This is a genomic window from Victivallis lenta (assembly GCF_009695545.1).
In the GTDB taxonomy this organism is placed as follows: domain Bacteria; phylum Verrucomicrobiota; class Lentisphaeria; order Victivallales; family Victivallaceae; genus Victivallis; species Victivallis lenta.
In genome coordinates, this window is sequence record NZ_VUNS01000015.1 from 56,662 (window position 1) to 75,737 (window position 19,076).

Sequence of the window (19,076 nt, forward strand, 5' to 3'; positions counted from 1 at the left end):
TTCCTCCTTCCGCTTTTCCAAACGACGGCCAGCCGGCCGAACGGCGGGAAACCGTTCTCCGGCAAAATCACAAACGAGTGCTTTCACGCGTTTTTCCGCTTCACGATTCAGGAATGCTCCTGACCGCACTCATTCCGATTCGTCCTTCCAGCTGGTGACTTCCGACAATTTGGACAGAATTTCCGCTTCATTCTTAGCGAGCGGGGCCATATTTTTCCCATTTTCCCGCCCGGAATCGTAGAGGCGGCGCTCCATCCATTCGACGGCGGCGGCCAGCCGGACCAGCGGCAGGCCGGCCCCGATGCAGAGCGTTCCGCCGCCCTTCCTCATGCAGCCGATGTGATAGAAACTGCCGTTGCGGCACCGGACGCGCGCCAGCTTGAAAAGCCGGAGCCGGTCGAGCGGCACCTCCTTTTTCCGCAATCCGCGCCGGAAGACAAACGCGCCGGGAATCCGGCGAATCTCGAGGCTGCCGAAGAGCGCCCCCCAGACGGCCCAGGACACCATGACGGCAAACAACAGAAATACGATGTCGGAAATTCCGCCGCTCCGGAAACCGACAATAAAAAACAGCAGGGCGGCCGGAACCGCCGCGACCGCCGGCAAACTCCATGCGGAGAGACTGCTGACGTGCAGGACGGAACCGTCCTCGCGCTCCGTCACGCCCTTCGGCAGCCGTCCTTCCCCCAGGGCGGCCAGCTCGCTGAGCGGACCGATGCTGCCGCAGCCGGGACACCGGACCCGTCCGGTAAGCGTTTTTTGCTTCCGCTCCGGAATTTCCCGCGAACAAAATGGACATTTTATGGCCGGCATCCCGTCTCTCCCGCTAAGAATCACGATTCCCGAACGTCTCACACGAGTAGAAAATACAGGATTTCGCCGCGAATGCAAGCGCGGATGAAAAAAAGATGTTTTTTTCGGTTTTCCGAAGCGGAATCGGATTGAATTTAGCGGAAATTGTGGTAGAATTATGACGGGGACAATCCCGGACATACAATATCAGCCACGAAAGGAGGGTGAATCATGGAAAACAGCAGTTTTCTGACGGGCATCGGCGAGTTTCTGGCCGGCGCGGGCAATCTCTATTTGTTCATCGCCGTGACAGGTTCCGTGATCTTCGCGCTCCAGTTCATCATGACCGTCGCCGGGATTCACTCCGACGTCGAGCTTGACGGCGCCGGTTTCGACGTCGATTCGCACGACATCAGCGACATCCAGGGACTGAACTTCTTCTCGCTGAAAGCGATCGTGGCTTTCGTGACCTTCTTCGGCTGGGGCGGCTACTTCTACGGCCATCTCGGCTGGACCGGGCTGGCCATTGCGTTCGGCTGCGGACTCATCATGATGTTTCTCACGGCGCTGGTGGTCTCGCTGCTGCTCAAAATGCAGCAGTCCGGCAACATCACGCCCGCCGAGCTGGTCGGGCAGCGGGGCACGGTCTATCTGACCGTGCCGGCCGGGCGCGCCCCGGGCGGCATGGTGACCGTGACGCTGCCGGGCTGCACGCGGCAGGTCAGCGCCCGGGCCGACGACGAACTCAAAACCGGCACGGCGGTTGTCATCTCCGAAAACCTCGGCGGCGGCAGCTTCCTCGTGGTCAAAAGCTGAAGTGGAGCCGCAATGACCGTTATCCCCTTCACCCTTGCCGCCGCCGCGGCTGCCGATACGCCTCTGGAAACGGTATTCAAAGTGATCATTGCCGCCGCTCCGGCCGTAATCGGCGTCACGGCAGGCGTTTTCGCCGGATTCCTGCTGACCTGTTACCTGAAAAAGAAAAACGCGGAGAAGAAGAAAAGGAAAAAATACTGACGCCGGAAACCGGATGACGCGAAACATCACCTTCAACAGCAGGGAGTTCAACCGAATGCCAGTCATCGTTGTCCTCGGAGCATGCGCCGGAGCAGTCGTCATGCTGCTGTTCTGCACGATCGGAGTCATCGCATGCCGGAAGCTGAAATCTTAGACAGCCGCCAATAAATCCGATTCATTTTCAACCCCAATAAGGAGTTATACAGAATGTCACCAGTCATCATCATCGCAACGCTCGCCGGGTTCGTCCTCCTGATGATCTTCATCTCGCTGGTCACCTGGTACCGCAAGTGCCCGTCCGACCGCATCATGATCATCTACGGCAAGACCGGCGGGAACCAGGCGGCGAAATGCATCCACGGCGGCGCCAAATTCGTCTGGCCGGTCGTGCAGGATTACGGTTACATCTCGCTGCGCCCTCTCCAGATCGCCGTGAATCTCGACAACGCGCTCTGCAAACAGAACATCCGCATCAACGTGCCGTCGGTCTTCACGGTCGGCGTCTCGACCAGTCCCGAGATCATGGGCAACGCGGCCGAACGCCTGTTCGGGCAGAGCCCGGAGGCGATCGCCGAGCTGGCGAAGGATATCATCTTCGGCCAGCTGCGCCTCGTCATCGCCTCGATGATGATCGAAGAGATCAACGCCGACCGCGAAACCTTCCTGCGCGCGGTCGAGGCGAACGTGGCGGAGGAACTCAAGAAGATCGGCCTTGAGCTCCTGAACGTCAACATCACCGACATCACCGACGAATCCGGCTACATCGCGGCCATCGGGCAGCGCGCCGCCGCCGGCGCCATCAACAAGGCGAAGGTCGACGTGGCCGAGGAACAGCGCAAGGGCAGCATCGGCGCAGCCGAAGCGAACAAGCTCGAACGCGTCGCCGTCGCCAAGGCCGAAGCCGAAGCCGCCTCGGGCGAGGCAGACGCCGACCGTGAGCGGCGTATCGCCGTCAAGCAGGCCGAAGCCGCCGCCATCGCGGGCGAAGCTGACGCCGACCGCGCCCAGCGCATCGCCGTCAAGCAGGCCGAAGCCGCCGCCGCCGCCGGAGAGGCCGATGCCGACCGCGACCGCCGTATCGCCGTCAAGCAGGCCGACTCGACCGCGACCCAGGGCGAGAACGTCTCGGCGATCGAAATCGCCAAATCGAACGCGACGCGTTCGGAACAGGAGGCCGAAGCCTACCGGCGCGCCGAAGCGGCCCGCCAGGTCGCGGCCGCCCAGATCGAAAAGGCGAAATACGAAGCCGAGGCCGACGCGCAGGTCTCCCGCGCCAAAATGGAGATGGAGCGCCAGCGCGCCGAAGTCATCGTCCCGGCCGAGATCCAGAAGAGCCAGGTCGAAATCGCGGCCGACGCCGAGGCCGAAAAGCTGCGCCGCGAGGCGAAAGGCGAAGCCGACGCGATCTACGCGAAGCTCGAGGCCGAAGCGCGCGGCAACTACGAAATCCTGAAGGCGAAAGGCGAAGGCTACCGCGCCATCATCGAAGCGTGCGAAAACGATTCGAACGCCGCATCGAAGATGCTGCTCATCGAGAAGCTCCAGGAGATCGTCGCGCTGCAGACCGAAGCGATCAAGGGCATCAAGATCGACAAGGTCACCGTCTGGGACGGCGGCGGCAAAACCGCCGACGGCAAGACCACCACGGCGAACTTCCTCTCCGGCATGCTGCAGAGCCTGCCGCCGCTGCACGACGTGGCCGGAATGGCGGGGCTCGACCTGCCTGGCTATCTCGGCAAGGTGAAGAGCGACAAACGCGACACGGCCGAAACCGGAACCGGAACGGAACCGGCCGGTCAGGCATAACCGGAAAACACAACCTGACGCCCGGCCGACGCCGGGCGTTTTCCATATGGAGGAGCCATGAAGACCCGGATGTTTCTTTTTCTCGCCGCCGCGACGCTGCTGCTGGCCGCCGGCTGCCGTTCGATTCCGCTGCCGGAAGGGGTGATCCCGGCTGAAAAAATGACCCAGACTCCGGCACGGCCGGAGCCTGTCGAACCGCTGCGCAGACTCGCCGCGTCCGGCGACCCGGATGGAACGTTCCGCTACGGGCTCCAACTGCTCTTCGCCGAAAACAGCCGGCAGCCCGTGGAGAAGCCGGAGTTTCCGAACGGCGTCCCGTTCGGCATCCGGCCGGAGAATTGGAGCCCCGCCGACCTCTGGATCGCCCGGGCCGCCCAGCTCGGCAGCCCGGAAGCCAAATACTACACGGCCGCCGCCCGGCAGGCCGTGCTGGAACGCCGCCAGATGCTGAAGCTCGTGAAGGAGGCGGCGGAAGCCGGTGTCGCTCCGGCCCTGAACCGGCTCGGCACATATTATTATTTCGGCATGGGGGTCGAAGTCGACAACGCCGAGGCGGTCCGCCTGTTCGCGGCGGCGGCCCGGCAGGGACATCCGGCCGCGCTGCACAATCTGGCGGTCTGCCTGATGAACGGTTCCGGCATCGCGGCCGACGAAGCGGCGGCGGTCCGGCTGCTGCGCATGGCGGCATTCCGCGGCACGGAACAGTCGCGCCGCAATCTCGAATGGTGTTACCGGACCGGCCTCGGCGTCGAAGTCGACCGCAGCAAGGCATTCTACTGGAAAGATATCAACCGGATTCCGCCGGCCGGCACCGAAGAGCTGTTCCCGGCCGACAAAGTCGAAGAGCTCGATCTTCAGGTCGAACTGCCGTAATCAATCCCGAACGAAAGAGAGTCCTCCGTATGCGCATCCTGCCGCTCCTCACCCTGCTCTCCTTCTCCGCGCTGCTGACGGCGGGAGAACTGAAAATCACCGTGCTGTCGGACATTCACGTTTCGCCCGGCAACGCCAACGACAAGCTGATGCCCGATGTCGTCAAAGAGGTCAATGCGAACGATTCCGCCCTCGTCGTCGTGACCGGAGACCTTACGAACCGCGGCGCTGACCGCGAACTGGAGCATATCCATAACGTGCTTTCCGGCATCGGGAAAGAGCTTCACGCCATTCCCGGCAACCATGAAACGAACTGGTCCGAAAGCGCCGGCCAGACCTTCGTCCGCCTGTGGGGAGATGAAAAATTCGCCATTGTCCGCGACGGCGTCGCGCTCATCGGTTTCTCCACCGGCCCCTATCTGAAGATGGGCGACGGCTACGTCCGCAGCGAAGACGTCGCCTTCCTGAAAGAGTCGCTCCGGAAGCTGGCCGGAAACGGCGAACCGGTCATCGTTTTCTGCCACTACCCGCTCGCCGACGAGCTCGGCAACGGCGCCGCCATCGCCCGGATTCTGCGGGACTACAACGTCGTCGGAGTCGTCTCCGGCCACACGCACAGCCAGTTCCGCCGGACGATCTACGGGCTCGACAGCATCGTCTGCCGTCCGCTGACCGGTTTCGACGGGACACACGGCTACAACCTGCTCCGCTTCGACGGCAAAGAAAAGCTCGAAGCCTTTGAAAAACGGCTCGGCGGCGACATCCTGCCGGTCGAAAACCGGGAGCCGGTCGCGGAACAGCCGTTCCCGGCCGAGGAGCCGCTGCCGGAAAACGTCAGGGTCGAGCTGCTGCATGCCGATCCCGCCTCGGTGTTCACCGGAGCGGCGGTAACGAGAAGCGGCATCTACTACGGCACCAGCGACGGGCGCTTCGTCGCACTCACGCCGGAAGGGGAAACGGCGTGGGAGCGGAACTTCAAACGCCCCTTCTACTCGACCCCGGCCGCGTTCGAGGGCGTCATCGCCGTCGGCCTGACCGGTATGCCCGGCGGCCTGGCTCCCGGCGGCATCGCGCTTCTTCCGGAGCCGAAGAGCGGCGACAAGCGCGGCGGACTCTTCCTCCCCGCGCCGGCACCGGTCATCGGCAGCGGAACCGCCTCGGACGGACGGCTCTACATGGGCGCCGGAGCCGGAGAGTTCCGGCGCATCGATTCCGCCGGCAGATACGAAAAAAACGACACCGTCCGTTTCGGCACCATGCAGGGGGCTCCGGCCGTGAAAGACGGCGTCGCAGTCTTCGGCGCCTGGGATACGAATCTCTACGCGCTCGATGCGGAGACGCTCGAACTGCGCTGGAAGTGGAACAACGGCAAGTCGCAGGTGCTCTTCTCCCCCGGCAACGTCCGGCCGGTCATCGGCAACGGCCAGGTCGTCATCGTCGCGCCGGACCGGTACATGACCGCGCTCGACCTCAAAACCGGCAGGCAGCTCTGGCGCGCCAACGCGCACAAGTTCCGCGAAGCGCTCGGCGGCAGCGAAGACGGCGGCACCGCCTACGCCAAAACCATGGACGGGGAGCTCGTCGCAGTCGAAACCGGCAAACCGGAATATACGGAGAAATGGCTCTGCGATCTCGGCTTCGGCTACGATCACGCCCCCTGCCCCGTGCTGGAAGCGGACGGCGTCGTCTATGCCGGCAGCCGCAACGGCGTCATCGCGGCGGTCGATGCCGCCACCGGCAAACTGCTCTGGCGCTACCGGGGCGGCGACTCGGCCGTGAACGATTTCACGAAAGGGCCGGACGGCAGCGTCTACGCAACCCTGATCGAAGGCAGGATCTACCGGATCAGCGGAAAAATGCCCTGATCAGCTCACAAATCGAATCGACCTCCTCCGGCTGCAGTTCGTAATAGCACGGCAGCCGGAGGAGCCGGCCGGCACAGTCGTCCGTCACCGGCAGCCGGAACCTGCCTCCGCCGAGCTCCATCCCTTTCGGCGCCGAATGGAGCGGAACGTAGTGGAAAACCGGGTGGATATCCCTTTTTTTCAGAAATTCGATCAATGCCGACCGGGTCGCCAGGTCCTTCAGGAGAATATGGAACATATGCGCGTTGTGCCTGCATTCCGGCAGCTCGACCGGCAGCCGGATCACTCCCGCCTGCTGCAGCGGGAGCAGCTCCTTATAATATCGATTCCATATGGCAAGCCGCTTCCCGGTGATCCGGTCGGCCTGCTCGAGCTGGGCGTAAAGAAAAGCGGCAATCAATTCGCTCGGAATGTAACTGGATCCGATATCCACCCAGGTGTATTTGTCGACCATTCCGCGGAAGAACCGGGAACGGTTTGTACCTTTTTCCCGGATGACCTCCGCCCGTTCGAGAAACCGTTCGTCATTGATGACCAGCGCGCCGCCTTCGCCTGAAATAAGGTTCTTGGTCTCGTGGAAGCTGTAACAGCCGAGGTGGCCGATCGTCCCGAGATAACGTTCTTTGTAGGTCGCGCAGACTCCCTGGGCGGCATCTTCGACGACCAGCAGCCGATGCCGCCGCGCGATATCCATGATCACGTCCATATCGCAGCCGACGCCGGCGTAATGAACCGGAACGATCACCCGGGTCCGGGGAGTGACCGCCTGCTCGATCAAACTCTCGTCGATATTCATGGTATCCGGCCTGATATCGACGAAAACAGGCACGCCGCCCCGCAGGACGAAGGCATTCGCCGTGGAGACAAATGTGTAGGAAGGAACGATGAACTCATCCCCGGGCTGAATATCGCACAGAATGGCCGCCATCTCCAGAGCCGCCGTGCAGGAGTGCGTCAGCAGAACTTTCTTCGCGTTGAAATGCTCTTCCAGCCAGCGGCTGCAGCGTCCGGTGAACGGTCCGTCTCCGGACAAATGCCCGTTCTGCACCGCCTGAGCCATGTAATACAGCTCCTTGCCGGCAACGAACGGCTTGTTAAACGGAATTTTCACTAACTCCTCCATAAATGCCAAACCTCCGTGATGTTACTGATCTCATACCCGCAAGAGCAATACAATCGGCAGGCCCTTTCATTGTCCAACTGGGTAACGACTTGAGCAGATGCAGCTCCCGATATTCTGAAATATTCCTCAGCCCTGCTCATCAAAGCTTTTCCATATCCCCGGCCGCGGCATTTCTCATCGACCGCCACCAGTTCGATCTTTCCCTGATTGTCCTTTACCGAAGCGCAAAGTACTGCGTCCCCTCCTTCTTCTCCGGGGACGATCCAAACTCTGCCGGCGGGGGAGTCAAAGCAGTTTTGCAGCCAGCGTTCATACAATGCGGCCTGAAATGGCCGAAAATGCTCATCCCGCTGAAATCGGGAATGCCAGCCACTGTCAACAGCCAGCTTCACACTCCTGAAATCTTTGGAAAAAACTTCCACGACTTCCACCGGGCGGCAGACCGAAACAGTTCCCGTCAGCAGCTTTGAGAAAACAGTTTTGCAATCATAGCATTTTGCCCCCATGGCTTTCAAACATTCGGAAAAGACGGCCCCGGAGCGGTACGGCATAAATATGTAACAGACCTCCGGAGTCCATTTTGACAATGCCGATACGAGATCATCTTCCGTATCGCCAGCTTCAACAGTCAACGCCCCCACAGAAACCCGGAAAAAATCAGAATCCCAGGGCAGATCCCTGTAAATCATTTTCGATTCTCCGGCAGATTCAAGCTGTCGGCAATAATGAATACCGGCCTCCGCTTGGTCTGGGAAAAAGTTTTACCGACATAAATACCGACCATTCCGATTGTCATGAGCATGATTCCCGTATTGAACCAAATTGAAAGGATAAGGCTCGCATACCCCATTACCTTGATCAATCCACTCAATGCCAGACACAGATAGAACAAAGTAACGAGAACGGCCAAAACCGAAATGCAAAGTCCGGTCAACGCAGTTATGCGAAGCGGTTTATCCGAAAATGCAATCATATTGTCCAAAGCCAGACGGAAGAGCTTTTTCCAGGAATAAGAAGACTCCCCTTCCGAACGCGCCGCATGACGGACCGGACAGACTGCCTGCCGGAATCCCACCCATTGTGCCATTGCGGGAAAGTAACGGATGGAATCTCCGAGACTCAGAATCGCGCCGATCACCTTTCGATGATAAATTCCAAAATTGGCAATCGAAGCATCCATTCTCGTCCCGGTCAGGAAACTGAATACCCGGTAAAACAGTTTGGAACACTCCTTTTTAATCCAGGCATCCTGCCGCTCCACCCGTTGCGCGAATACGGAATCGAATCCCTCCTGCGCCTTGGCATAAAGAACGGGAATTTCTTCCGGCATATCCTGCAGATCGCAATCCATCACGACCACCCAGTCTCCTGATGCGGCCGACAAACCGGCTGTAATCGCATAATGCTGCCCGAAATTCCGGGACAAATTCAAGCCTATGACCCTGGCATCACGTCCGGCCAACTCTGCAATCCCCCGCCAACTGCCATCCGGGCTTGAATCATTCACCAGGATCAGTTCCCATTCGCCGGTCAGACTCTCCGCCACCTGCCGGATCCGGGTATAAAGTTCTTCGAGAAAACGCTCTCCCATATATACAGGAACCACCACCGATAATTTCATAATACCGTTCCTTCATCAATCCGCTTCCGCGAACTCTTCCGATAAATAAAGAAATACAGCAGCAATGTCAATGCTCCCCCGGAAACCGAAAGAACAACGCCAAGGCCATAATATGGAGGACTCCAATTCACAGTAACCTCATGAACTCCAGCCGGGACCGGGACGCCCAGGAGGCCGTTGTTGATCCCATAAACCTTTTCCGCCCTGCCGGAAACGGTTGCCCGCCATCCTTCCTGCCAGGTGATCGGAATGCAGAGCATCCCGATCTTCCCCGAACGATTGTCCACCCTCCCCCGCCAGGTGGAATGCGCGTAGCTGATATCCGTCACAGGGGAGCTTTTCAATTCCGCGGCGGCTGCATCGATTTCCTCATCTACCCCCTGCCTGCGAAGCAGGGACAGCGAAATCAACTTCACCACTGCCGGATTCACCCGGAATGAAATCTCAGAAACCTTTTCCTGCGGCAATGGGACCCGATATGTCCGGTGCCCCGGCAAAGCCTGCAACATCCTCATATGTCCGTCGCAATTCAACATGATTTTCTGTTTCCGGCTGAATTTCCCTTCAATCTCCAATATATGAAATCCGGACCGGGGATCCGCGCTTGAGATGGATACGCTATGGCTGGCAGAGAGTTTTCGGGAAACCAGCCGGAACATCTTCTCCCCGCCCTTTGCCGACACCGCTTTGCCGTCTCTCATCAACGGAACCGCCTCCTGTACCGCTTTCGCCCGTTTCGGAAGGGATCCCGGAAACCAGCTCTCCGCCATTGACTCATCCGCCTTATCCATAAAATGGAAATGGGAGAGACGCAAACGGGAAAGCTCATCTTTCGGATAATGCTTGAGTTCACCGGCTGTAATCCGCTGTGTATACAGATAACCGAACGGCAGAGTTGATCGGCGGAAGAATTTCCATACCCCGTTCCGCTCCTCCGGCTTTTGATAGCCGAATAACCGGGCCCCGGAATCGATGGAGATCTGCGTAGTGACTCCCAGCAAGAGCTCCGTTGCAGGTTCAGGATAAAAGGAGTACCGATTCGAATTCTGGATATCGACCGTTTCCGGGGAATACTTTTCAATCGTCGCCGGCAAGAGTGAGTTATAGGCGCTGACTCCCGGATAATTGTAAATCAGCGGCAAAGTGTAATGCTGAGTGGGATCAGCCGAAGGAAAAAACAGAGTCCGGCCATCGGTAATCGATTTCCCCGCCAGCGGCTTGACTTTACGGTAAATATCCCCCTCGAAAACTTGAAAAAGGAAATCCTGCTCCCGCAAAGGTATCCGTTGATTAATCGTCGAATTGTGCATCAGAAAAAGCTCAACAGCGACTGTCGCCATCAGCAGAAGCGGAAGAAAGCGGCGAATTCGGCTCCCGGAAGGCCGGGAAAAAAACAGCAGATAAACTCCAGATAAAACAGCGACAGAGAACAAAACAGAAGACAATACCGAAAAATATGCATATAAAACCACCGGAATAAATATCAGAAACATCACGGCAAAAACATTCATCTGCCGGTCGGCGACAGGCTCCTTCAAATAGCGCTCCAGAAAACTCACAATAACGACAACGGCAGAAAAAACCAGAACAAAAGTCCATCTGTAGGAAAAAATCTGACAAAAAAGAGGTATTGCCAACGGCAGTGCCATCATCCCGGCAATCAGCCAATACTGCCACTTCGTCCTGCAGAAAAGATAATAAGAGACCGCCCAGAAAATCAGAAGGCTGCTTGCCAAAACGGTTGTTTCATAATAATTATGTCGCACAAAATGAGATAAAACGCCAAAGTAATTATTCGAAACAATCCGTCCCAGAAAAATCAGAATGTCCTCAAAAGAACTGATGGAGAACAAATTTGCAAGGGTCCTGGAACCGGCATCGCTGCGCCCGGACCCCCAAAAAAGGAACAGCCACGGCAAACTGATCCATGCGCTGAGCATAAATCCAAGAAGTCCGTTCAAAAGCAGCTGCAGTTCATCCATCAAGCATTTTTTCCACCGGAAGCCGCTGATGATCGAGCGCCCCAACAGATAAACAGCAGAGAAAATTCCGATCATGCTGAAAAAATAGACTGAGAACATACTCAGCAATGCGTAATTGAGCACACAGAAGATAAAGCTGCCCCGCCTGCCTGCAAGCAGAAGCTCCAGCAAATACATGTTTATTGTAAAGAAAACCATTGCAGACAGAAATTGATAATGCTGCCCCCATAAAACATTATAGCTGGAGAATGTCCACAAAAGCACTCCGATCCAGATCAACCAGGAACGATGGGTAAAGCGCTTGAAATAAAGCCAGGAAAAAAATGCGATTACCAGATATTTTGCAAAGGCAACCCAGATCATCGCCCCCATAAAGCTGGAAAGCGGAACAAAAAGCAAAAGCAGGAAAAACGGATCCAGCATCTGCATGCTCAATGTATAGCTGGAGACTCCCAGTCCCAGCTGGAGGAGCATCATCTGCAGGGATCCGGCCCTGATATTTTCACACAGAAAACGGTAAGACGGCAAGTAGCTCCGGATGGTATCCGATCCTACATCCCGATAACAATAATACGCAGACCCGAAAATAAATTCCCGATAAAGAAAAGCAAAAGCCACGACAACCGAAACAATAATCCACAACAAAGTGTGCTTCTCAAAATGTTCCGTAACTTTCTCCGCACTCTGCCGCACCCTTCCCCGGCATCTGATACAGACGGAAAGCAGAAACACGACCAAGGCATCGACCAGCAATACGATTGCCAGCCGTCCCCACAAAACACGGGGCGGAGCCAATTCCGCGAAAGCACCCGGGTCAGAAACGAAATAGCAGTCGGTTCCGCCGGAAGTAAATTCCGCCGCATTCTCAGCACAGCTCTGACTGGTCATCTCTTTCTGCTGAGTGAAAATCTGAAAAATCCTCTCCGCCGGGATGCGATACTCCAGAAAAAAATAACGTCTGATACGAATTTCCCGAATTGCGAACGCGACCCCGCCCCTGTTACCGAAATCGAATCGGAGCCGGCGGTATTTGGCATCCCCGGGCAACAGATAATGGAGTTCTGCGAATTTGCCCGGAGAATGACAGACCTCTGCAATCCAATTTTTCAATGAATAGTTATCTGCAGAAATGTGCGTATCGAGATAAAAAATCTCAACTGATGTCTTCCGGGACGAAGATATTTCAACCGACACTTCCGTTAAGGAGGCCGCTCTGAAAATCATGATGCTCAGAAAAACGACACACGCGAGGCCGATACACTCCCACTTCAAGGAGAAGAGCTTTTGAAAAAAATGCCGGGCAGACAGGTTATTCATGCCATAATCTTTCGCCAGATATTCACCAGTCGCTCAGATTTCAGCAGACTTGGGAATAAAGTTTTGCAGCCGGTCAGGCTGTCCCCGAAGCAAGTCCCGGGGGGGTTAACGCCCGGCCTCACACGCCCCTCCGGGCGGCCGCAATAAAATTATCGAAAAAACTTCCTGCTCCTGCATTTTTATGTGGAGAACTCAAACCTTATTATTATACTACATAAAATGTTTTTTGCAACCGTGCTTCTCCGCTTTGTTCCCAAAATCTCCCCCCGCCCCGAAAAAAGCATTGCGGAATTTTATCGCAACCGCTTATGCCGGAATTGAATTCCAGTAAAAAAAGTGTATATTCCCATACACTCAACAGGATCCCATTCACTATGAAACCATTATTCTGGATTGTCCTGACAATCTGCGTTTCCGCGACAGCCGCGGAACGGGTCGCTTCGCTGAGCCCGAACCTGACCGAGACGGTCGTGCGGCTGGGGGCGGAGGATCAGCTGGTCGGGCGTTCGAGCGCCTGCGACTACCCCGAATCGGTCCGGAAACTGCCGGTGGTCGGCCGGTTCGGCGTCCCGGCGCTCGAACCGCTGCTCGCGACGCGCCCGACGCTCGTGATCGCCGAAACGCTGCGGAACGATGCGGATGCGGAGCGCCTCCGTGAACTCGGCGTCCGCCTGGAGGCGTTTCCGGCCGTCACTGTCGACGACTATTTCCGCAATCTGGCCCGGCTCGGCGCGCTCCTCGGCAAAGAGAAGGAGGCACGGGAGGAAGCCGGGCGCGCAAAGCAGCTCATCGCGGCATGGAAAGCCGACGATGCGGCGCTGACGGAGAAGGAGCGCCCGAAGGTACTCGTCATCATCGGCGTCTCCCCGGTGGTCACCGCCGGAAAAAACAGCTTTCTGACCCCGCTGATCAAGCTTGCCGGCGGCCGCAACGTCGCGGGCAAGGTGGATAAAAACTATTTCAGCTGCTCGTTCGAGCAGATCGTGCTCTGGCAGCCGGAGGTTATCCTCGCGCCGGGGCTCTCGCCCGAACTGCTCCGGGAACTCAAAAAATCTCCCGGCTGGGATCTGCTGCCGGCGGTGAAGAACGGACGCGTCGTCACCGGTTTCGATGCGGACCTCGCCTACCGGCTCGGCCCGCGCACCTTCGACGGAATCGCGCAGCTGCGCGAAATCCTCAGACCTCCAGCGTCAGTCCGTCATACGCAACCGCAATCCCGTGCGGAGTGAAATAGTCGACCAGGTCGCCGTGGAGCGCGCCGCAGTTGTGCGAAAAGTGGTTCACGACCGCCGGGGCCTCCGGCGCCAGGCAGCCCATGTCGACGAGACGCCGCCGGAACGCAATGCTCGTGTCGGCCCCCATGTGACCCTCGCGCCAGTCGGCGAATCTGGTGCCGCCGGTCGATTCGATCACGGCGGCGTCGAGTTTCATCCCTTCGAGCAGCTTCCATGACTCGTCGCAGAGCCAGCCGGTGTCGTTGGCGATGAGGATGCTCTTCCCGCCGCGGCGGAACACGTAGATCAGCGCATCGAGTCCCGGCGCATGATTCGCGCGCAGCGGCAGCAGCTCAAGCGTACCGTCGGTCATCTTCTCCCCCGGCCGCGCTTCAACCGGACGGATGTTCAGCTCCTCGAGCCGGGTCACAGCCTCGACCCGCGCCGTATGCTCGATGATCGTGCCGAAAATCCAGCGGCTGCCGATCACGGTCAACTGCTTCTTCAACTGCGAATACCCCGGGGAGCGCCGCCAGTGCAGGTCCGCCGGAGTCAGGTGGTCGCTGTGCGCGTGCGTGAAAACGATCCGGTCGATCGCGGTGAGGTCGATATTGAATTCGATGCTCTGCCAGAAGGCGTCCGGGCCGAAATCGATGAGCGTATCGCCGTCGAGCAGGTAACTGCACCGGCGGCGAATCTCTTTCCCCCCGAGTTTTTTCGCTTCCGCACAGGTCGGACACTCACACCACAGCGCCGGCATGCCCTCCGCCGCCGCTGTCCCCAGAAAAGTCAGTTTCATCGGACCGTAGCTCCTATGTTCCCCGAAAAGCTGCACCCTTCCTCCTTCGCCGAGGCTGCGGTAGACAAGTCTGGCCTGTCATCCACAGCGCTTGCGCGACGGATGATACTTTTCGGGGGCCTCGCTCTCTGAGAAAGGCATTGTTAATGTTTCGGTGGTATTGATATACCATCTTCTTTCTTAATGGACCGTTCCTGAAACATAATTTGGGTTTCATCAAATGTCAAGCGGTGAATCCGAAGCTTATCGACAAATCGGCAAAAACATTCCAACCCGCGGCGCGGCGCCGCGGAATTTCCCCGTCCGCCGGAAAACTCTCACCATTTTCTCATTTGCATTCCGCCCGGCCCGACCGTATATTAGGAGAACAGGAGAAAAGGAAGGAATGAAACCAGATACCGACGAACCGAAACACATTTTCGTCTCCGGCCACCGCAACCCCGATATCGACAGCATCGCCGGAGCCTACGCCCTCGCCGAGCTGCGCCGCCGCCAGAGCGGCACGCCGATCACACCGCTCTGCCCGGGCATCCTGCCGGACCGCGCCGCCTATCTGTTCCGCCGTTTCCGGCTCAAGCCGCCGGCGAGCAGGAACGACATCTATCTGCGCATCCGCGATATTCTCGAGCCCTGCACGGTCATCGAAGCCGGAACCACGCTCTTCGAAGCCGTAAACCTGCTGCGCGAAACCGGCATGCTGCGGCTGCCGGTAATCGGGCGCGACGGCAGATTCCTTGGAATGCTGAGTTCGCTCGCGCTGCTTTCGCAGCTGTTGAATATCGGCAGCTCGGACGGCAGCGACCTGGCCGGACGGCGCATCCACAGCTCGATCGACCTGATCCGCGGCGTACTCGAAGCCGAAGTTCTGACCGGCGGCGACACCGCCGAAGAACAGGAATTCGACGTCTACGTCGCCGCCATGGGGCTCGACAGCTTCGAGGAGCATATCCCGGCAGACAACCGGAACCTGGCGCTCATCGTCGGCGACCGGCCCGAAATCCACCTGCGCGCGCTGCACCGCGAACTGAGACTGCTGATCGTGACCGGCAACCGCCCGGTCGATCCGCTGATCCTGAAGGAAGCGGCCTCGCACCGGGTTTCGATCCTGAAAACCGGGCTCGATTCGGCGACCGTGATCCGCCGGCTCAAATTCAGCACCCCGGTCGAATTCATCCATTTTCCGCAGGATGAACTGACTCTCTCACCGGACGAGCGGCTGCGCGACCAGCGAAGCCGGATTCTCGCCTCCCCCGCCGATATCGTGCCGGTGCTCGATTCCGGGCGGCATCTGGCCGGAGTGGTCCTCAAGAAACAGCTTTCGGCTCCGCCGCCGTACCGCATGATCCTCGTCGACCATAACGAGCCGGACCAGAGCATTCCGGGCGTCGAAGAGCTGCCGGTCGTCGAAGTCGTCGACCATCACCGCATCGGCATGCTGCCGACCGCCACGCCGATCCGCTTCACGGGCGACGTGGTCGGCAGCAGCTGCACGCTGATCGCCATGATGTACCGCAGCTGCGGGGAGAGCCTCACGCCGGAGCTGGCCGGCCTGCTGCTCGGCGGAATCGTCTCGGATACGCTGCTGCTGAAGTCGCCGACCACCGCGCCGCTCGACCGCCGCATGTGCGAGTGGCTCGAAAAGCTCTCCGGAACGACCGGCGAGGAGCTCATGAACGAGCTGATGCAGATCGACTCCCCGCTCGCGGTCAAACCGGCGGAAGAGGTGATCGGCGGCGACTGCAAAACCTACACCGACGGGAAATTCAAATTCGCGCTTTCGCAGGTGGAGGAGACGAATCTCGAACTTCTGCACCAGCGGCGCGACGAGCTCGCCGCCGAAATCCGCCGCCGCATCGAGGCCGAAGCGCTCGACTTCTTCGGACTGCTTGTCACCGACGCGGTGCGCGAGAACTCCGAACTGCTCGCCGTCGGCAGTGACGACATCATGCGGAATCTGCCGTACGAACCGGCCGGACCGGAGCTCTTCGCGCTGCCGGGCGTCCTCTCCCGCAAGAAACAGCTTCTGCCGCAGATTCTCGCGGTCACCGCGGCGCTGCAGCAGGATTGAACGGCGATGGAATTCCGTTTCGAACCGATCGGTTTCGTAAAGTCGGGGGGCGGGACCTACCCGCAGGAGGCTCCCCGGCAGGCCGCCTTCGCATCGAATGAAGGCATCATCGAACTCCTGCCCGGCCGCAACTTCGAACAGGCGCTCGAGGATCTCGCCGGCTTCGAACGCATCTGGCTCGTCTTCGTCTTCGACCGCAACCGGAACTGGAAACCGAAGGTTCTGCCGCCGGACGGGAGCAGCCGCAAGCGGGGAGTGTTCGCAACGCGTTCTCCGCACCGGCCGAACCCGGTCGGGCTTTCCGCCGTGGAACTGCTCCGGATCGAAGGGCGCAGCGTGCATATCCGCAACTTCGACCTGCTGGACGGAACCCCGATTCTCGACATCAAGCCGTATATCCCGGAAGCGGACGCCTTTCCGGCCTCCCGCTCCGGCTGGCGCGGAGAGGCCGCCCAGACGCTCCGCGAGGTGCAGTTCACCCCCGAAGCGGCCGGAGCCGCCGAATGGATTCTCGCTCACGGCGGCCCCGACCTGGCCAATGCGGCCCGCGTACAGCTCGGCACGCGCATGCCCGATCCGGAACGGCAGCGGCTGGTCCGGGTCGACGAACGGCGCGCCATGCTCGCCTTCCGCACCTGGCGGTTCCTCTTCGAAACGGCGGAGACGCCCCGCGTCCTCGCGATCGCGTCCGGCTACACGGCCGCGGAGCTGCGGCCGGAAGCGCCGGACCCGTACGGTGACAAAGCACTCCACCGCCTTTATCAGAAGAGCGGCTTTCCCAAACCGTCTTGAAACCGGCCCGGAAGCAATATCGAGCTTAAAAGAGCAGATACTCGAGCATGCCGAGATATTCGTAGACGGCGCGTTCCCCTTCCATAAAACGTTCGGCGGAGGGGATGACGAACAGCGCCCCGCCGCCGCGCCCGCCCCCCTGCGAGGCCGGCGCCGGAAGCGCATCGAGCCCGTAACGCCGCGAAAGCATCATAAGCCGGGGAATGTGAAACGCCTCCGAAACCAGGATCTTCCTGCCCGGCAGCTTCGAAAAAGCGATGACCTCCTGCCGGGAATTCAGCGCATCCTCGATCAGGCCAATCCGTTCCGGCGACACGCCGTAAGCACCCAGAAACGCCTCGAGCGCCCGGCGTTTCGGCTCCGTGCCGTCCTCGCCGACCATCGACACGGCGACGGCGCAGTCGATGCCGCGGCGGGCGAGCGCCCGGGCGATCCGGCCGGCTTCGTGCAGCCGCAGCAGCATTCCGTCATTGAACCAGAGCTCGGGCGGCACCGACTCCGCCATGCCGAAACCGCTGCCGGCCACCACCACGGTGCAGGCTTCGGCAGGCACTGTTTCGGGGTCGAGCGGAACATATTGCGAAGTCAGCGTCTTCAGCAGCCCCCCGCCGAAGACCGACAGCAGCAGGAAGAGGGCGGTCCCCGCGCAAAGCAGGATTTTCCCGGCCAGGCGGCAGCGGCGGCCGAGCCTCGGCCAGAGCAGCAGCGCCAGCCCCGCCGCCAGCAGCAGGAAAATGAACGGAACCGGGAAAAACAGCCTGGCAATGAGTTTTTTCAGGGTCAGCAGCATCGTTTCACCGGCCCGTGCGTTTGCGGATGGCGGCAGCGACGGCGGCATTCTCTGGAACAAGGCCGAGTTCCGCCCCGAAGGCGACGGCATCGTCCGCATTGCCCCAGACATCCTGCGGACGGTGCGCGTCGGCTCCGACCACGACCCGGACGCCGTGTTCGGCCATGACCTCCCAGAACGGGCGCCACGGATACTGCGGGCGCCTCCCCTCCGGCGTATCGACCCACGGTTTGCGCAGTCCGTATGCGTTGATTTCGAACGGAATGTCGAGCGCCTTCGAAGCCGCGGCCATTTCGGCGGCAAGCGCCCGCAGCTCCGGCGTCCAGCGCGGACAGCCGCTCATGAACATATCGGGATGCGCGACATAATCGAACAACCCGGTCTCCATCGCCCGGATCGTCGCATCGGCGTACGCCCGGAGCCGTTCATGCGGAAAGAGCGCCGCATCCAGCTGCGGCTCGATGAAGTGCGGCCCCAGAATCCGGTAATCGAAGCCTTTCGCGGCGGAATAGGTCTCTTCATAGAACGCCCGGCCGACCGATTGCAGATAATCGACTTCCGCCCCGGCCAGCAGTACGAGCTCCGGAAACCGGGAACGCATCCGTTCAATATCGTCCAGATAGGCAGGGAGCTCCGAATAGTCCATGCGGGACTCCGGGTAGCGCCCGTCCGGAAACGGCGCATGGTCCGAAAACCCGAGGACGGCGACGCCCTGATTCACCGCCTCGCGGCAGTACTCCTCCACGGCTCCCGATGCGTGTCCGCACCGCGCGGTATGGGTGTGCAGATTCACCCGTTCTGCGAAGTTCATGATCGATCCTTCATTTCTGTATCAACACGGCGGCCGGCCGCCCGCGCTCCACAATGACGAAATCGCGCACACGCGCGAAAGATGCGGATGCGGAACGGCTCCGCGGAATATCCGGATAAAATAGCACGTTTTCCGTTTTTTGTAAAGCGCTCCGGGAAAATATGAATTTTTTTCATTTTCACCTGAAATCCGGGTTGTATTTTCAA

17 protein-coding genes are annotated in these 19,076 nt (G+C 59.3%); 8 read left to right on the forward strand and 9 right to left on the reverse strand.

The window, feature by feature from the left end:
- Positions 1-129: 129 nt before the first annotated feature.
- Entirely contained in the window at positions 130-813 is a 684-nt protein-coding gene (locus FYJ85_RS13695; protein ID WP_154419231.1) for a hypothetical protein, read from the reverse strand.
- Positions 814-1,023: 210 nt separating this feature from the next.
- On the opposite strand from FYJ85_RS13695, the gene FYJ85_RS13700 reads away from it, so the two are divergent.
- The 5 genes from FYJ85_RS13700 to FYJ85_RS13720 all read left to right on the forward strand — a co-directional run bounded on the left by FYJ85_RS13700 (position 1,024) and on the right by FYJ85_RS13720 (position 6,353).
- Positions 1,024-1,608, forward strand: coding sequence for a hypothetical protein (locus tag FYJ85_RS13700; RefSeq protein ID WP_154419232.1), 585 nt, complete (start codon positions 1,024-1,026; stop codon positions 1,606-1,608).
- Between the two features lie 12 nt (positions 1,609-1,620).
- On the forward strand, positions 1,621-1,809 hold the full coding sequence (locus tag FYJ85_RS13705) for a hypothetical protein (RefSeq protein ID WP_106051867.1): 189 nt from the start codon (positions 1,621-1,623) through the stop codon (positions 1,807-1,809).
- A 207-nt stretch (positions 1,810-2,016) separates the two neighbouring features.
- A complete protein-coding gene (locus FYJ85_RS13710; RefSeq protein ID WP_106051868.1) occupies positions 2,017-3,615 on the forward strand; it encodes a flotillin family protein in 1,599 nt (532 codons plus the stop codon).
- Positions 3,616-3,672: 57 nt separating this feature from the next.
- On the forward strand, positions 3,673-4,488 hold the full coding sequence (locus FYJ85_RS13715) for a tetratricopeptide repeat protein (RefSeq protein WP_154419233.1): 816 nt from the start codon (positions 3,673-3,675) through the stop codon (positions 4,486-4,488).
- A 29-nt stretch (positions 4,489-4,517) separates the two neighbouring features.
- A complete protein-coding gene (locus FYJ85_RS13720; protein WP_206213186.1) occupies positions 4,518-6,353 on the forward strand; it encodes an outer membrane protein assembly factor BamB family protein in 1,836 nt (611 codons plus the stop codon).
- Here the strand turns inward: FYJ85_RS13720 and rffA are convergent.
- The 4 genes from rffA to FYJ85_RS13740 are packed head-to-tail and all read right to left on the reverse strand — an operon-like array spanning position 6,334 to position 12,396.
- Entirely contained in the window at positions 6,334-7,464 is a 1,131-nt protein-coding gene (gene rffA / locus FYJ85_RS13725) for a dTDP-4-amino-4,6-dideoxygalactose transaminase (protein WP_106055662.1), read from the reverse strand. The genes FYJ85_RS13720 and rffA overlap by 20 nt on opposite strands.
- The gene (locus tag FYJ85_RS13730) at positions 7,464-8,165 is read right to left on the reverse strand and encodes a GNAT family N-acetyltransferase (RefSeq protein ID WP_106051872.1); all 702 of its coding nucleotides are present in this window, start codon (positions 8,163-8,165) and stop codon (positions 7,464-7,466) included. Before FYJ85_RS13730 ends, rffA begins: the two co-directional genes overlap by 1 nt.
- Positions 8,162-9,097 carry a glycosyltransferase family 2 protein gene (locus FYJ85_RS13735; RefSeq protein ID WP_106051873.1) on the reverse strand — a complete coding sequence of 312 codons (936 nt, stop codon included), beginning with the start codon at positions 9,095-9,097 and terminating at the stop codon, positions 8,162-8,164. The genes FYJ85_RS13730 and FYJ85_RS13735 overlap by 4 nt, the downstream gene beginning before the upstream one ends.
- A complete protein-coding gene (locus FYJ85_RS13740) occupies positions 9,094-12,396 on the reverse strand; it encodes a YfhO family protein (RefSeq protein ID WP_154419236.1) in 3,303 nt (1,100 codons plus the stop codon). Before FYJ85_RS13740 ends, FYJ85_RS13735 begins: the two co-directional genes overlap by 4 nt.
- Before the next feature lie 374 nt (positions 12,397-12,770).
- Between FYJ85_RS13740 and FYJ85_RS13745 the strand changes: the two genes are divergently transcribed.
- Positions 12,771-13,625 carry an ABC transporter substrate-binding protein gene (locus FYJ85_RS13745; RefSeq protein WP_206213187.1) on the forward strand — a complete coding sequence of 285 codons (855 nt, stop codon included), beginning with the start codon at positions 12,771-12,773 and terminating at the stop codon, positions 13,623-13,625.
- Here FYJ85_RS13745 and FYJ85_RS13750 read toward each other — a convergent pair.
- Positions 13,573-14,409 (reverse strand): MBL fold metallo-hydrolase, encoded by an 837-nt coding sequence (locus FYJ85_RS13750; protein ID WP_106051877.1) that lies wholly within the window; start codon positions 14,407-14,409, stop codon positions 13,573-13,575. The genes FYJ85_RS13745 and FYJ85_RS13750 overlap by 53 nt on opposite strands.
- 385 nt (positions 14,410-14,794) lie before the next feature.
- On the opposite strand from FYJ85_RS13750, the gene FYJ85_RS13755 reads away from it, so the two are divergent.
- Both FYJ85_RS13755 and tsaA read left to right on the forward strand, forming a co-directional pair.
- Positions 14,795-16,477 (forward strand): putative manganese-dependent inorganic diphosphatase, encoded by a 1,683-nt coding sequence (locus FYJ85_RS13755; protein WP_206213188.1) that lies wholly within the window; start codon positions 14,795-14,797, stop codon positions 16,475-16,477.
- A 6-nt stretch (positions 16,478-16,483) separates the two neighbouring features.
- On the forward strand, positions 16,484-17,269 hold the full coding sequence (gene tsaA, locus FYJ85_RS13760; RefSeq protein ID WP_154419239.1) for a tRNA (N6-threonylcarbamoyladenosine(37)-N6)-methyltransferase TrmO: 786 nt from the start codon (positions 16,484-16,486) through the stop codon (positions 17,267-17,269).
- 25 nt (positions 17,270-17,294) lie between these two features.
- Here tsaA and FYJ85_RS13765 read toward each other — a convergent pair whose 3' ends face one another.
- From FYJ85_RS13765 to FYJ85_RS13775, 3 genes are read right to left on the reverse strand one after another with little or no spacing between them, the layout of a single operon-like run.
- Positions 17,295-18,119 (reverse strand): YdcF family protein, encoded by an 825-nt coding sequence (locus tag FYJ85_RS13765; RefSeq protein WP_206213189.1) that lies wholly within the window; start codon positions 18,117-18,119, stop codon positions 17,295-17,297.
- The gene (locus FYJ85_RS13770; protein WP_154419241.1) at positions 18,064-18,870 is read right to left on the reverse strand and encodes a histidinol-phosphatase; all 807 of its coding nucleotides are present in this window, start codon (positions 18,868-18,870) and stop codon (positions 18,064-18,066) included. Before FYJ85_RS13770 ends, FYJ85_RS13765 begins: the two co-directional genes overlap by 56 nt.
- Positions 18,867-19,046 (reverse strand): hypothetical protein, encoded by a 180-nt coding sequence (locus FYJ85_RS13775; protein ID WP_154419242.1) that lies wholly within the window; start codon positions 19,044-19,046, stop codon positions 18,867-18,869. The genes FYJ85_RS13770 and FYJ85_RS13775 overlap by 4 nt, the downstream gene beginning before the upstream one ends.
- Positions 19,047-19,076 lie beyond the last annotated feature (30 nt).